This window comes from Brasilonema angustatum (assembly GCF_059505445.1).
The window spans coordinates 64,168-78,170 of sequence record NZ_JCACKO010000153.1 but is presented as its reverse complement, the minus strand read 5'-3'; the positions used below and the strand labels follow the sequence as shown (position 1 = coordinate 78,170).

The 14,003-nt window shown below is 42.3% G+C and carries 14 protein-coding genes; 7 read left to right on the top strand and 7 right to left on the bottom strand.

Annotated features, from left to right (window positions below):
* Positions 1 to 35 precede the first annotated feature (35 nt).
* Together AC5JM2_RS33520 and AC5JM2_RS33515 are read right to left on the bottom strand one after the other, a co-directional pair.
* Positions 36 to 260 carry a type II toxin-antitoxin system HicA family toxin gene (locus AC5JM2_RS33520; RefSeq protein ID WP_495840143.1) on the bottom strand — a complete coding sequence of 75 codons (225 nt, stop codon included), beginning with the start codon at positions 258 to 260 and terminating at the stop codon, positions 36 to 38.
* Complete coding sequence (locus AC5JM2_RS33515) at positions 250 to 456, bottom strand: type II toxin-antitoxin system HicB family antitoxin (protein WP_495840141.1); 207 nt, start codon at positions 454 to 456, stop codon at positions 250 to 252. Before AC5JM2_RS33515 ends, AC5JM2_RS33520 begins: the two co-directional genes overlap by 11 nt.
* Before the next feature lie 142 nt (positions 457 to 598).
* Here AC5JM2_RS33515 and AC5JM2_RS33510 point away from each other — a divergent pair, with 142 nt between their 5' ends.
* Both AC5JM2_RS33510 and ygfZ read left to right on the top strand, forming a co-directional pair.
* Positions 599 to 817, top strand: a complete 219-nt coding sequence (locus tag AC5JM2_RS33510; protein WP_495840139.1) for a hypothetical protein — start codon at positions 599 to 601, stop codon at positions 815 to 817.
* Positions 818 to 1,091: 274 nt separating this feature from the next.
* A complete protein-coding gene (ygfZ, locus tag AC5JM2_RS33505; RefSeq protein ID WP_495840137.1) occupies positions 1,092 to 2,087 on the top strand; it encodes a CAF17-like 4Fe-4S cluster assembly/insertion protein YgfZ in 996 nt (331 codons plus the stop codon).
* A 27-nt stretch (positions 2,088 to 2,114) separates the two neighbouring features.
* Here ygfZ and AC5JM2_RS33500 read toward each other — a convergent pair whose 3' ends face one another.
* From AC5JM2_RS33500 to AC5JM2_RS33480, 5 genes are all read right to left on the bottom strand, one after another.
* On the bottom strand, positions 2,115 to 3,185 hold the full coding sequence (locus AC5JM2_RS33500; RefSeq protein ID WP_495840135.1) for a DUF5331 domain-containing protein: 1,071 nt from the start codon (positions 3,183 to 3,185) through the stop codon (positions 2,115 to 2,117).
* A gap of 71 nt (positions 3,186 to 3,256) precedes the next feature.
* Complete coding sequence (locus tag AC5JM2_RS33495; protein WP_495840133.1) at positions 3,257 to 3,586, bottom strand: (2Fe-2S) ferredoxin domain-containing protein; 330 nt, start codon at positions 3,584 to 3,586, stop codon at positions 3,257 to 3,259.
* Positions 3,587 to 3,993: 407 nt separating this feature from the next.
* Positions 3,994 to 5,631 carry a dolichyl-phosphate-mannose--protein mannosyltransferase gene (locus AC5JM2_RS33490; RefSeq protein WP_495840131.1) on the bottom strand — a complete coding sequence of 546 codons (1,638 nt, stop codon included), beginning with the start codon at positions 5,629 to 5,631 and terminating at the stop codon, positions 3,994 to 3,996.
* A 229-nt stretch (positions 5,632 to 5,860) separates the two neighbouring features.
* Positions 5,861 to 7,066, bottom strand: a complete 1,206-nt coding sequence (locus tag AC5JM2_RS33485) for an argininosuccinate synthase (protein WP_495840129.1) — start codon at positions 7,064 to 7,066, stop codon at positions 5,861 to 5,863.
* A 148-nt stretch (positions 7,067 to 7,214) separates the two neighbouring features.
* Positions 7,215 to 8,192, bottom strand: coding sequence for a cation diffusion facilitator family transporter (locus AC5JM2_RS33480; protein ID WP_495840127.1), 978 nt, complete (start codon positions 8,190 to 8,192; stop codon positions 7,215 to 7,217).
* A gap of 276 nt (positions 8,193 to 8,468) precedes the next feature.
* On the opposite strand from AC5JM2_RS33480, the gene AC5JM2_RS33475 reads away from it, so the two are divergent.
* The 5 genes from AC5JM2_RS33475 (at position 8,469) to AC5JM2_RS33455 (ending at position 13,985) form a co-directional block, all read left to right on the top strand.
* Entirely contained in the window at positions 8,469 to 9,134 is a 666-nt protein-coding gene (locus AC5JM2_RS33475) for a PEP-CTERM sorting domain-containing protein (protein WP_495840126.1), read from the top strand.
* A 208-nt stretch (positions 9,135 to 9,342) separates the two neighbouring features.
* Positions 9,343 to 10,284, top strand: a complete 942-nt coding sequence (locus AC5JM2_RS33470) for a glycosyltransferase family 2 protein (protein ID WP_495840124.1) — start codon at positions 9,343 to 9,345, stop codon at positions 10,282 to 10,284.
* A gap of 215 nt (positions 10,285 to 10,499) precedes the next feature.
* Positions 10,500 to 11,297: a 30S ribosomal protein S2 gene (gene rpsB / locus AC5JM2_RS33465; RefSeq protein ID WP_495840122.1), complete on the top strand. Its 798-nt coding sequence runs from the start codon at positions 10,500 to 10,502 to the stop codon at positions 11,295 to 11,297.
* 439 nt (positions 11,298 to 11,736) lie between these two features.
* On the top strand, positions 11,737 to 12,681 hold the full coding sequence (gene tsf / locus AC5JM2_RS33460; protein WP_495840120.1) for a translation elongation factor Ts: 945 nt from the start codon (positions 11,737 to 11,739) through the stop codon (positions 12,679 to 12,681).
* Positions 12,682 to 12,965: 284 nt separating this feature from the next.
* Entirely contained in the window at positions 12,966 to 13,985 is a 1,020-nt protein-coding gene (locus AC5JM2_RS33455) for a primosomal protein (protein WP_495840118.1), read from the top strand.
* Positions 13,986 to 14,003: the final 18 nt, after the last annotated feature.

Here is a 14,003-nt window from a genome sequence, read left to right as displayed (position 1 = left end):
CTATAACAATTACAAAACCTCAAACTCTTCAACACTTATCCCAGCTTGTCGTAAAATACTTCCGAGTGTACCAATAGTGATTTCCCGATGGCGAGGTACGATACGCCCTTGGCGTCTGCGCTTTGCGCAATCGCAGTACGAGTTCCTTCATCTGTAGATTTGGCAAATTTTACGTGACTACCCTTTTGGGTAACTTCCTCAAAGCCAGCTGCTTCTAATTTACGTTTAACATCACGATAAGGTAGTGGCTTAAGCGGCACCGACTTCTACCTCAAGTGTCTTAATTTGGGGAGTTCTAGTGGCTACTGGTGGTTCAAAATGCAGTGACAAAGCTTCACCTAAATTAGCTAATGCCTCAGCTTCAGTCTCTCCTTGGCTGGCAATATCAACTTCTAAACATTGTGCTACGAACCAGTTACCTTCCTGCCATACGCTTGCAGTAAAATTTCGTTTCATAACTTATTTATCATTAATAAAATTTCGCCATAGCCTTTTTATTTTAGTGCACATATTTTAGCTTGGATTTGCCGAATAATAGAAATTTTATACTGTCTCCCAATTTATCCTCGTCCAATCACTCGTATCGAAAGAAAGTTATATGAAAAATTCTGAAGAAGAACTAGAACTACATTTGCGATCGCGTGCAGCAGAAACAGTATCGATAAGAATACCAACAGACACGTTGGAATCACTCAAAAAAGTAGCTCATAGTAAAGATATGTCACCTGAAGCTTTAATGAAGTTTTATATCGGACAAGGTTTACGGCAAGATTTAGCTAAAGTATTCTCTGAGAGGATGTTTGGAAAGTCTCATTGAGTACACAAAATTGTCGTAGATCCCCCCAACCCCCCTTAAAAAGGGGGGCTTTTTTAGCCTTTTACCCCCTAAAAAGGAGCTTTTTTAGCCTTTTACCCCCTTTTTAAGGGGGTCGCCGCAGGCGGGGGGATCTTATCCGAAGCGTTTGGGGGTGGGGTTCGGTGGTGTATTGCAAGGAAGTCAGAAGCGCTATAAATTAAGTTACAGTATCTCACCCATATTTGCTAAGATTTTCAATGCTCACAACCTAGCGGCAAACTGTGAAGATATAACTATGTCTACATCTGCCATTGACACCAACGACGCAGCAGCAATCCAAGCAGTACAAGAGGGAGTTGCTGTGTGCGATCGCTCTTTTTGGGGACGGATCAAAGTTTCTGATGGCGATCGCCTCCGCTTCTTGCACAACCAAAGCACAAACGATATCCAAACCCTCAAGCCAGGACAAGGCTGTGATACAGTTTTTGTGAATTCTACCGCCCGGACTCTTGACTTGGCAACAGTATACATCCTGGAAGATGCCGTGTTGTTGCTGGTTTCGCCAAACCGTCGCGAGTTTCTCATGCAATGGCTAGATCGCTACATCTTCTTTGCTGACAAGGTGCAACTCACGGATGTCACTGACGAAACTGCCACCATTAGCCTTATTGGACCACAAAGTGATGCTGTTGTAGAAAAGCTGGGGGCTGCAGCAATTATCGGTCAAGCTTATGGTAATCACATTTCCATCCCTTCAGTTAATGGAGGTTTGATAGGCGTTGGTAGTGGTTTGGCTTCCCCTGGCTATACTCTGATTTTGCCAGCTTCTAGTAAACAAGAAGTTTGGAGCAAAATTCTGGAAGCTGGCGCAGTTCCAATCAGCGATTCTACTTGGGATAAGTTACGAATATTACAAGGACGTCCGGCTCCAGAGCAGGAACTTACCGAGGAATATAATCCCTTGGAAGCGGGTTTATGGCAGACTATTTCCTTTAATAAGGGATGTTATATCGGACAAGAAACCATCGCCCGACTCAACACCTACAAAGGTGTTAAACAGCACTTATATGGTATTAAATTAAGTGGTTGTGCTGAACCAGGAAGTGTGATCACCATTGGGGATGAAAAAGTTGGCAAACTGACGAGTTACACCAAAACCCTTGATGGTGACTTTGGGCTTGGCTACATCCGCACCAAAGCTGGTGGTGCAGGTTTGAAAGTCCATGTAGGAGACGTTGAGGGCGAAGTCGTAGAAATCCCGTTCGTTTCTCACGACTACCCAGAGTTTTGATGAGTCATTTCATGGAACGCAACGCGTCTACTCTCTATCCCATCCGATTCCTTGGCAAGAGTCATCTATCCAATTAGCCAAACGAGTAATTTTAGCAGGTGGTGGGTTAACTTGATGACCAGGATTTTTGTGTGGAGTTGTCACAAGCCTACTTTTGCTTTCCACCTTGGTAGCCAGGGCAATAGATGAAACAGCAGATGAAACAGCTTTGTTTTCCATTTCCCTAGGAATGACAGCAGCCGATGACACAAGTCTACTTTTACTTTCTCCATCAGAAGGAACAGCAAGCGATGACCTAGGTTTGTTTTTACTTTTTTCCCGTGCAGTAAGGCTAACATCTGGCACGGATTGACTTTTGCTTTCAATTTCGTTTTCAGGAAATGCAACCAAAGGTATGAACTGACTTTTGGTTTCCACCGCAGTGCTAGCAGCTGTCATCAAAGCCACAGAGTTGCTTTCCTTTTGAGTGCTAGCAACTTCAACAGATTGTACTGGTTGATGCCAAGTAGCACTCTGTTGTAGTACCTCGTCAAGAAAGATTGCTTCCCGCAACCTCGTTCTGCTTGCAATCACAGGTGCTACCTTTGATTGCAACTTGGTATAACTGTGACTTTTCTCATCATTAGCAATTCCAGCAAAAGTCAAATATTTACACTCGTTGAGTGTTTGAAAAGGAACTGCGGTACTCACTGCAACAGATGGTACAAATTTGCTGTCGTCTTCTTTTGCTGTGGCAACTACACTGGGACTCACAAGCTCATACTCAGGCAACTTCTGGAGAACAGACTCACAGTTAACCTCGCTTTCACTTACAGAATCAGCCGATTCTATTAGGTGTAATTCCTCCTCAGGATTAAAGTTAAGACCCAAAGCAACAACAATCTGATCAGGATCGTTGTTGAGTTCGCAAATCAAAGGCAAAACTTCTTCAAGCTGTGGCTCTAAAGCAGACAAAGCTGCCAAAATAAAACCAGAGGAAGGGCGACGTTGGCCATCGTAAGTTCCCCAAACTCGCATTTTTCCCAGCCACGAACGATTGTTGTAGTAGTAACTTACCCACTTAAGTTTCAAAGACTGGCGTAGTTGCTGAATATTCATAATCAGATGTCCTGGTTCGGTCAAAAAAAGTACAGATCTCTATAATCGCTATAAATTGTTAAAAATTAACATTATCCCTGCGGATGAAACCGATGATAGAGCATTTTTGTCACTCTTTGACCACCGCGTAAGTGCTGTTCTACCAGTAGAGGTACTTCACTTGGGCGAACACCACTGTACCAAACCATCTCAGGTAGCACTAACACCATTGGTCCATTACCGCATTGTCCCAAACAGGTACTACCAGTGACAGTCACTTCAGGAGTTGGTAACGCTTCAAAAGCCTCTAACACCTTGGCTGCACCTTGCTTGCGACAAGTGCGATTTTGGCAAACACGTACGCACTTAGGAAAAACAGGTGACGTTACTGAAGAGTTAGATGAGTAAGATATATTTTCCATTTGTTACCTTCTTATACCCTTTCACTTTAATGTTGATACAAGTAGGCATCAAAAAGATGTGGTCAACACTCTTGATCGCGGGTTGAATTCCGCACTATAGCGTCCACTTTTTGGGGAGTGATCTTACAGCAGTTTTCTGTAAGGTGGGCATTGCTCACCAATATCTCAAATGTCTATCACGTAGGCTTTTGTGAGCAATGCCCAACGCCAGATGCTACCCTGCGGGAAGCCGCCCTCCGGGCGTCTACAAGCCGGGAAACCCGTCCAACGCACTGGCTCCCCTACGATTTGTGGTCTATTGATATGAAAACCGCTGTAAATTATTTGTAAGCAAACTTGATCCCCTACAACTTTTAAAGGAGTCGGGGATCTGTGGCTTTCACTGAGTTGTTGTTAAATTTCTAATTCTAAATCCAAGAATTAAACCACATCCGCATTGGTCTATATTCAAAATTTGAAAGAGGTAAACCTAAATAAATAGGCATCCAAAAAACAAAAGCACTCACAATAATAAAGGTAATGGTAACACCAACAGCGCGGAGTGGAATATGATAACTACGTAAGCACTGATCAACAAGCCAAGCGATCGCTAAAAATGCGAACACTACAGCCGTCATGTAATGGTAGATAAAAACGCAACGATTTACTCCCACCCAAGGCAGTAAATTAGCAATATAATTGATCACTATATATAAGGCAATCCAAGTATCAACACTCAGTGTCCTTGGAGGAGAAAAGCGTTTTTGCCTGACCAAAGGAATGAGGAATCGCCACACCAGCATTCCAAGTAAAAACAAAAGTGCTGCAACACCAAACCACCATAAAAACGGATTGCCCATTGCATGGACATCGTAAATAATTTTACCAGCACCTGCAGGCAAAGGAGGTCCGATAACAGGTGGTGGTTCCTTAAGGTTTTGTGCTGTTTGGTAAAAATACGCCATTGGTCGAGTCATCAAGGGCCATTTATACCAAGCAGCACAGTAAGGATGGACTTTAGGAGTGTTACCACCAAGACGTTCATGAAACAGTAAAATTTGTCTGTGTAGTTCTATAAATCCAAATTTTGTATTTAAGAGTAAATGAGGTATCCAAATCAAACTGTAAATTATTAAAGGGAGTAAACCGAAATAAATAACAATGTGAATTAGATTAAGTTGAGTTAATTTTTGTAATGGTGTTAGATTGACCTTTCCACTATTATTGGAAGATTTTAAGCTAGCATTATCAGGAGAAATTCTATATGTTCTTTTCCCAGATAAGCCAGAGTTAGACTCGCTTAAGGAAGCGAAGGAAGATAAAGAAGAAAATCTTTTCTGACGTTTTCTTCCACTGATTGTGTCGGGAGGATGAGAAACAAATGCTTCTTGGACTTCAGAGTAAGTTTCGTTGTCAACAAAGCTAAAAGATTGCCATAAACGAATTCCCCAACCTAATATCCAGATTAGGTAAGTCCCTAGCAAAAACCACAAACCATTCCACTTGGTAGCAGCTGATGCACCAAAAGCTATGCCAGAAAGTATTAACCAAAAACTGCGTTGTTGTCTTTGTTTTGCTAATGCCAATAAGAAAAACCACTGTCCCAGCAATCCAAAGATGACAATATACTGGTTGATCAGAGCATAGCGAGATTCTACAAGAAATATACCGTCGCAAGCTGTGAACAAACCAGCAAGTAAAGCAAAACCACGACGATAACTTATCTGATAGGCAATGGCAGCGACTATTATAGGGATAAATGAACCAGAAAAGGCATTCATCCAACGGTAAGTCACGGGTGACATGACTGAACCAGTAAACCCATTCACCTCATCTTGCCAAAAGGGAATATGGCTACCAATCCAAATCCCCAGTGCAATCATATACTTACCTAGTGGTGGATGACCATCAAAAAATGGTGTATGGGTAAGGTAATTATTACCAAATTTAGCGTAATAAACTTCATCAAAGACAAAGGTGTTAAATCTTCCCAATCCCCAAAATCGCAAGGCGAGTGACAGCAAGAATACACCCACGATGCCAATCCGAAACCACTTTTTATTCATTGGTCACTAGTTCTTAGTCAATAGTCAACCTTTTGCAAAAGTGATATTCCAATATTTGGAACCACAGATGAACACAGGGTAACACAGATAAATCAACTCCAGACTTGCACCAAGACGCTTGGGTGTAGGGGTGTAGGGGAAATGCATTTACGCTTGGGATAGAGAAAATGCATTTCTTCTGTTATTCTCTTATTCCCCTACACCCTTAGCTTTCGCTACAAAGCCTAATTTATCTAGCGTTTTGCTGCTGTGACCAAATGCGCGTTGGTAATCCCCAAACGTAAATAAAACCTTCTGCTGCCTTATGATCAAATGTATCTTCAGCACCGTAGGTTGCCAAGTCAGGGGTGTAGAGGGAATTTTCTGAACTACGCCCAACTATGGTAGCGTTGCCTTTGAATAGTTTCACCCGCACAGTTCCAGACACTTGCTCTTGTGTCTTTTGAATAAAGGCATCCAGTGCACCTTTTAAGGGACTGTACCAAAGACCGTTGTAAATTAATTGGCTGTAAGTTTCCTCTATTCCACGCTTATAGTGGCTAATATCTGCTGTCAGAGTCAGGCTTTCTAAATCACGATGTGCCTGAATTAACACGAGCAAAGCGGGAGTTTCATAAATTTCCCGCGATTTGATACCTACCAAGCGGTTTTCTACCATGTCGATGCGTCCAACACCGTGATTCCCAACCACCTGGTTCAGTTGTTGAATCAAATCAACTGGGTTGATGAGTTCGCCATTCAAAGTGGTAGGAATTCCTCTGGAAAAGCCAATTTCAACATACTCTGGTTTGTCGGGAGTGTCGGCGATCGCCTTCGTCATTAAATAAATTTCTTCTGGTGGTTCCACATTGGGGTCTTCCAGAGGACCTGCTTCTATACTGCGACCGAGCAAGTTACGATCAATGCTGTAGGGAGACTTTTTCTTCACTGGCGAGGGAATACCATACCGTTCCCCGTAGGCGATAGTTTCCTCGCGACTCATTCCCCATTCCCGCGCTGGGGCAAGTATTTTGAGATTGGGGTTAAGTGCGGCAGCCGAGACATCAAAACGTACTTGGTCATTTCCCTTACCAGTGCATCCGTGAGCGATCGCATCCGCACCATATTTTTCTGCCGCTTCTACCAAAGCTTTAGCAATCAACGGACGAGCAAGGGCAGTACTCAATGGATAGCGATTTTCATAAAGAGCGTTTGCTTGAATTGCGCGAAAAGCGTAGTCTTTCACAAAGTCTTCTTTAACATCCACCACCAGCGATTCACTGGCACCCGATTTCAGGGCTTTTTCTCTGACAGGTTCTAATTCATCCCCCTGTCCTAAATCTGCTGCTAAGGTAATCACCTCTTCCACACCCCATTCATGCTTGAGGTAAGGAATGCACACAGAGGTATCTACACCACCAGAATAAGCCAAAACAACTTTCTTCGCGCGACCCATTTGTCTCTCCAATAGCAAAACTCAACAATGAGTCATTACTATCTAACCTATTTACGTTTATTTTTCAACTCAATGACATTATCATAATGTGTCTATATTTTCAATAATTTAGATCAATCTGTGATGTGATCCAAATCCTTTATTGTCATTATTTCTTTTCTACGGATAGCATTGAAATTAAATCTTGCTTGAACAAAGGATGAATTGGCATTACTGCTAAAGACTTGGGGTGAGTGAGTTGTAAAGTTATCTGATTGATGGCAAAAGTTTGCTCTAGATGAGTTTGTAGTTGCCCAAGTAGGCGATCGCGTTGTTCAACAGTCGCACAATCCACACTCAGATGAGCACAAAGCATGATCTGTTCTCTGCTTATTCTCCAAATATAGAGTTTTTCCACCTGCAAAACATGAGGAAAAGATCTCAGAAAAACTTCTACATCAGCAGGGTTAATTGATTTTGGTGCATACTCCAAAAGAATTGAGAGACTTTCTCGGACAAGTGGCAAAGCACTTAAGATCATAAAGCCTGCAACTACTAAGCTAATAGCTGTATCTGCCCATAACCAATTCCAAAAGTGAATCACAATAGCAGCAATTATCACACCCACAGAACTAGCAGTATCAGCGATAATATGAAGCACAGCACCCCGTAGATTGAGATCATCGTGAGAGTGGGGATGCAGCAAAGTTATATTGAGCAAATTGACGATTAAACCTAACATGGCTACCCCTAACATGGGCAAGCCTGAAATTTCTTGTGGACTTTGAAAGCGGTGAATTGCTTCCCAACAAATGAAAATAGCAATCACAAGTAAACTTAAGCCATTTACCAAAGCCGCCATAATTTCAATATGGCGATATCCAAATGTTGCCCTTGCAGCAGCAGGTTGCTGTACTAACCAACTGGCAAACAGCGATATTCCCAAAGCCGCGATGTCAGAAAGAATATGTTCTGCATCTGCCTGTAGAGATAAACTTCCACTCCACAAACCGACACTCCACTCAGCAACAAAAAACCCAGCAAGTAAACAAACAGTTATTGATAAATGCTGGGTTTTTTGGCTGTTTTGATTTTGATTAACAAAACTATCTGAACACCTACAATTGCAATCTTGCTCTAAAAGCATGATTTAAATAACTCCATGTAAATGAGATTTTTAGCATTAATAATGTCCACAAATTAACTTACCGCGGGCATTACTAGACAAGTGACGTTTTGTATTGCAGTACGTTTTCTATTGTGTATTAAATAGCACAAATCTTGTTTAACTCAATTTCACAATGACTTTACGACTGCTTTATAACAAATTTATTACGACTTTCCTAATTATTACGTACTATTAATTAAGACAATTTATGTGTTTATACTCAGTGTCTAATTAACATAGAATATACGGTAAATTATGCTCCGTTTACACATCAAATGGTTTATACCAGTAGCTTTAGCTTTCAGTGGTTTCGGGTTAAATGTACAAAGCGCGAGTGCCCAGGCTACCTATAATACCTATGAATTTACTACTAACTATAAGACATCAGTCGAGATTAACCCATTCCTACCAGAACAGAACATTCTAAGGGCAACCATCACAGGAGAAAATGCTGATGCTCCTCACGGATTGACTAAATTTACTAGCAATACTTATGGACAATCTGAGTCTCGTGGAGCCAACACATTTACCAGATTCAATTCAGATCCAACCGTATTTGGCATAGAAGGCAAAACACTTGGCGACATATACTACGGTGATGGTGTCAATAAGTTATTTGGAACAGCGAATGACAGCGCTGAAATTAACCCCATCGCAGGCACAATTAAAGGTGGTGGTACTATAACTATTACCAATGGAATGGGCATATTCCAAAACGCTACAGGCAAAATAGATTTTACTGAGGAGGATGCACTTGCTCCCCCAGGAACTCCTTCTACCGGTAACGCTATCCTGAAATTCTCCTTGCGGACTCCTCGGGCAGTTCCAGAACCAACAGTTACTCCAGCGCTAGTCGGCTTGGGTGTACTTGGAGCAGGTTTTCTATTGCGCAAACACCATCGTAAAAAGACTTTCAACTGAAAAAAGCTGCAAATCGTAGCGCCATAAAATTCATTTTAACCACCTCAAAACCGAGAAGGACTGGGGTGGTTTAGCTTTAGGGAACACTGCTGTAGTCCTTATTGTCCTATCCTGGAGGTAGACTAGCACGCTCGTTTTTGAATTTTGAATTTTGTTAGCGTAGCGGGACGCAGTCCATTTTGAATTATTTACTGTTGTGGGTGAGACTGTGTTTTTTAGTGTTGTTATTCCGACTTACAATCGTAAGCCAATTTTAGAAAAGTGTCTTATAGCTTTGGAGACGCAGCAACTGAGTCCGTCAAGTTCAATGACTGGTTACGAAATTGTCTTGGTGGACGATGGTTCTGATGATGGCACATTGGAATGGTTGGAAGCGCATAAAGGCGAATTTCCCCATGTGAAAACGTTTCATCAAAACCACGCAGGACCAGCAGCAGCGCGAAATTTGGGAGTAGAAAAGGCATTAGGGGACACTATTATTTTTATTGATAGTGATTTAGTTGTGACGGAGAATTTCCTGCAAGCCCACGCTGATGCGTTGATACAAGGCAAGGAAAAATTGGGGGGCGATCGCTTCTTCACATATGGTGCAGTCATTAATACTTGTAATTTTGACAACCCCACTTCTGAACCGTACAAAATAACAGATTTTTCTGCAGCTTTTTTTGCTACAGGAAATGTAGCCATCCCCAAGCACTGGTTGGAGAAAGCTGGACTTTTTGACACTCATTTTCAACTTTATGGTTGGGAAGATTTAGAACTGGGTGTTAGACTCAAAAATCTTGGGTTAAAACTTATCAAATGTCCAGATGCTGTTGGGTATCACTGGCATCCACCCTTTAACTTACAACAAGTGCCAAGCTTGATCGATAAAGAAGTTCAGCGTGGACGTATGGGAGTGTTGTTTTATCAAAAGCATCCTACTTGGGAAGTGCGAATGATGATTCAAATGACTTGGTTGCATCGCTTACTTTGGGGAATTTTATCATTGAATGGCATCCTCAACGAACGTACAATGGCACCATTTTTGCAATGGCTAATTGATTTGGGAAAACCACAGTTAGCGTTAGAAGCTGCTCGAATTTTTCTGAACTGGTATAACGTCAAGGGTGTTTATCAAGCTTACTCCCAAATGCAAAAGGCAACTTGAAAAGAAACTCTGGGGGATTGGCTTTGTCCTTGTACAGATGTAGTAATTTCCTCTTTTAAATGTCGTATTTTCTCAACATTTCTAATTCCCCAATAGTTGGCACAACTATGTTACCTTAGTATGGTTAATTAATCTCGCACATTCAGGAGTTCGGGTGTTTCCTGGTTTTGGAAATACGCCTGAATGGAGGTTTAACCCGAATAGGAGTAAAAAACATGCCTGTTGTTTCATTGGCTCAAATGATGGAGTCTGGGGTTCACTTTGGGCATCAAACCCGTAGATGGAATCCAAAAATGTCTCCATACATTTACACTTCTCGTAATGGAGTACACATCATCGACTTGGTGCAGACTGCCCAGTTGATGGAAGAAGCTTATGCGTACATGAGGTCACAAGCTGAGGCAGGCAAGAAATTCTTGTTTGTTGGTACGAAGCGCCAAGCAGCAGGAATCATTGCTCAAGAAGCTGCCCGTTGTGGTTCTCACTACATTAACCAGCGTTGGTTGGGTGGAATGCTCACTAACTGGGCGACTATCAAAACCCGCGTAGATCGCCTCAAAGATTTGGAACGTCGGGAAGAAAATGGCGCTCTTGATTTGCTGCCAAAAAAAGAAGCCTCAATGTTACGTCGGGAAATGGCGAAGCTTCAGAAATATCTGGGTGGAATAAAAGCTATGCGGAAAGTTCCCGATGTGGTTGTGATTGTAGATCAACGGCGGGAGTATAACGCAGTACAAGAATGCCAAAAGTTGTCAATTCCCATTGTGTCCATGCTGGATACTAACTGTGACCCAGATGTCGTAGATATTCCCATCCCAGCAAATGATGACGCCATTCGGTCAATTAAGTTGATAGTAGGCAAATTGGCAGACGCCATTTATGAAGGTCGTCACGGTCAATTGGATGCAGAAGATTACGAAGATTACGACGGCGCAGAGGAAGACTACGACTACGAGGAAGGTGAAGCCGATTACTCTGGCTTGGCGATTCCCAACGACGAAGAAGAAGAATAATTGCCTGCTAAGTCTTGAGTGTTGAGTGCCGAGTGCCGAGTAAAATAGTAATACTCGGTACTTAGTGGTACTTTCTATTTCTGAGTAAACAGCCGCAGGTAAAATCCCAAGTTTAGTCCTAAATGGTAAGGCAGTGCGGGGGTGAAGTAGCGCTCGAATGAGGGTTTCCAACTCTGGAACAACCTTGAGGGAGAGCCTCATCAAGTACTAGTCCTTTGTGCCAGCTTTGCTGAAAGGGTTCCCAATGCAGTGCGTTGAGCGGCCAATGCCCGACTTGAAGGAACTGCCGTCGTCGGCATAAGCAAACTGCCGAACCCGGAGGGTGAGTTCTTTTGATTGAGTACTCACAACTCATAACTCAGGACTTTGTTAAAATTCAGAACTCAAAATTTTATTTGAGAATAATTAAAACTGTCAATGAAGTAGGAATTGAGGCAACATGGCGGAAATATCTGCGAAACTAGTCCAAGAGCTACGTCAGAAAACTGGTGCTGGTATGATGGACTGCAAGAAGGCGCTAAAAGAAAGTGACGGTGACATAGAAAAGGCCATCGAGTGGCTGCGACAAAAGGGCATCGCCAAAGCCGATAAGGGCGCAGGACGTATTGCGGCAGAAGGTCTGGTGGATACATACATTCAACCCGGAGGTGAGGTTGGTGTGCTCATAGAAGTCAACTGCCAAACTGATTTTGTTGCCCGTAACGAAGCTTTCAAAGCCCTAGTTCAAAATCTGGCGAAGCAAGCAACGACTGCTGAAAATGTTGAGACAATGCTTGCTCAACCTTACATTGAAGATGAAAGTGTTAACGTAGAAGATTTCATCAAGCAAATGAGTGGTCAACTTGGTGAAAATATCCAACTGCGTCGCTTTACCAAATTCGCACTCTCCAAAGATACAAAAGGGATAGTAGACAGCTATATCCATACTGGTGGTCGAGTTGGTGTGTTAGTCGAACTAAACAATCAAAACGATTCAGTGAGTGATCGTAGCGAGTTTCAAACTCTAACACGGAGTATAGCCATGCAAGTTGCGGCTTGTCCAAACGTTGAGTACGTGAACGTAGGCGAAATTCCTGATCAAGTTGCCCAAAAAGAAAAGGATATTGAAATGGGGCGGGATGACTTGGCAAACAAGCCACAGAACATCAAAGAAAAGATTGTTCAAGGACGGATTGAAAAACGTCTACAAGAAATGAGTTTGTTAGATCAACCTTATATTCGCGATCAGAGTATCACAGTAGAAGAATTGATTAAGCAAAACGCTTCAAAACTGGGCGACAGTATCCAAGTTCGTCGCTTCATTCGCTATATCCTCGGGGAGGGCATTGAAAAGCAAGAAAGTAACTTTGCAGAAGAAGTTGCTGCACAAATGGGTAGCAAGTAATTGAGTCATTTGTCATTAGTTATCGGTAAAAGATAGGTGACACAAGACTATTTAACTTAACAGGTCAGGCAAGTTTAGCTGACCTGTTTTTCATTCAAACTCAACGAAATATCAGGTTTTTAACACATTGAGTCAACGTTACTATAGATGAAAGTGTGTATCTTTGTCTCAATCCAAAATTCATATCCAAAAACCCAAGATTCCAAAATTCTTTGGGTGATTATTGAAAAACAATAAATACATTTGTACCATAATAAGGTTCAGATGCATGATAGCAAGAAGATATGGCGAAAGCAATCGAGCAAATTGAACGAGAGATATTAGCATTAGAAGAAGCAATACAGGCGATCGCAAAAGAACTCCGAAGCGCCTACACAAATTATTTAACCGCATTGGGGCAAACCGTACAAAGGCAACTGATTCTAGCGACTTATCACCTGTGTACTCAAGGGTATCCTGAAACCTTTTTGAGTTTGTCATTGAATCAGCGACAACAATTGCAACAAGCTATTCGTAAGTTGGGTCAACAAACAGCCCAGCAGTTACAATCTCTTATCAAGACTGAACAAGAGCAGCATAAGGAAGAACAGGAACAACACAACGAAGATGAGGAAATTGATGAGGATAAGCAAACAGATCAACCTTCGTCTTTTACTCCCGTAACTCTACCCACTTCTCCCACTTCCCTAACTCCCCTAACCACTTCACCAACTGCCCCAACTCCCCCAACTTCCCTATCCTCCTTAACTCCCCCAACTTCCCTATCCTCCTCAACTCCTCCAACTTCTCTAACCTCCTCAACTTTATTCTCTTTATCCTCGCTACAAAGCGTGTCGTCTTTTCCAAACACCTCTAACCCTGTAGAACTAGTAAAATGGCAACAGAATATAGAAAGACTGACACAAGAAAAGCTCAAAAGAGTTTCTCGTGAGGCTAATCTTCGCTTACAAAAAGCAGGGATCTTACCAAAAAAATTACCAGAACCGATTTTAGAAGCAGCTGCAGCAGCTGCTTCAGAAGCTTCTGCTGAAGTGATGCCAGGACCACCCAATCTACTAAACTTGGTTGTTGAAATTGATAATGATCTGCAATCAGAAGACTCTAACTTGACACAAATCATGGCTATTAATCTGCGGCTTGGGGAAATTGAGTTTGCTGATCCGACACTCTCGTCTAATCGCAAGCAGATTCACAGTGTCTTACTGCAGCTTCGTAGACGAGGGCAAGAGTATCAAAAAAAACAGCGGGAACGTTCAGTTGCCCAAGCTGAAGCAGCATGGCGTGCAATTTGGTCTGAGGATTAGTGATCTGTTTTTTGTCCG

Excerpts from the sequence above, each read along its gene's own strand:
- rpsB (WP_495840122.1), top strand. The coding sequence starts at position 10,500 with ATGCCTGTTGTTTCATTGGCTCAAATGATGGAGTCTGGGGTTCACTTT.
- AC5JM2_RS33500 (WP_495840135.1), bottom strand. The coding sequence starts at position 3,185 with ATGAATATTCAGCAACTACGCCAGTCTTTGAAACTTAAGTGGGTAAGT.
- AC5JM2_RS33515 (WP_495840141.1), bottom strand. The coding sequence starts at position 456 with ATGAAACGAAATTTTACTGCAAGCGTATGGCAGGAAGGTAACTGGTTC.
- AC5JM2_RS33475 (WP_495840126.1), top strand. The coding sequence starts at position 8,469 with ATGCTCCGTTTACACATCAAATGGTTTATACCAGTAGCTTTAGCTTTC.
- AC5JM2_RS33480 (WP_495840127.1), bottom strand. The coding sequence starts at position 8,192 with ATGCTTTTAGAGCAAGATTGCAATTGTAGGTGTTCAGATAGTTTTGTT.
- AC5JM2_RS33455 (WP_495840118.1), top strand. The coding sequence starts at position 12,966 with ATGGCGAAAGCAATCGAGCAAATTGAACGAGAGATATTAGCATTAGAA.
- AC5JM2_RS33495 (WP_495840133.1), bottom strand. The coding sequence starts at position 3,586 with ATGGAAAATATATCTTACTCATCTAACTCTTCAGTAACGTCACCTGTT.
- AC5JM2_RS33510 (WP_495840139.1), top strand. The coding sequence starts at position 599 with ATGAAAAATTCTGAAGAAGAACTAGAACTACATTTGCGATCGCGTGCA.
- AC5JM2_RS33485 (WP_495840129.1), bottom strand. The coding sequence starts at position 7,066 with ATGGGTCGCGCGAAGAAAGTTGTTTTGGCTTATTCTGGTGGTGTAGAT.
- tsf (WP_495840120.1), top strand. The coding sequence starts at position 11,737 with ATGGCGGAAATATCTGCGAAACTAGTCCAAGAGCTACGTCAGAAAACT.
- AC5JM2_RS33490 (WP_495840131.1), bottom strand. The coding sequence starts at position 5,631 with ATGAATAAAAAGTGGTTTCGGATTGGCATCGTGGGTGTATTCTTGCTG.
- ygfZ (WP_495840137.1), top strand. The coding sequence starts at position 1,092 with ATGTCTACATCTGCCATTGACACCAACGACGCAGCAGCAATCCAAGCA.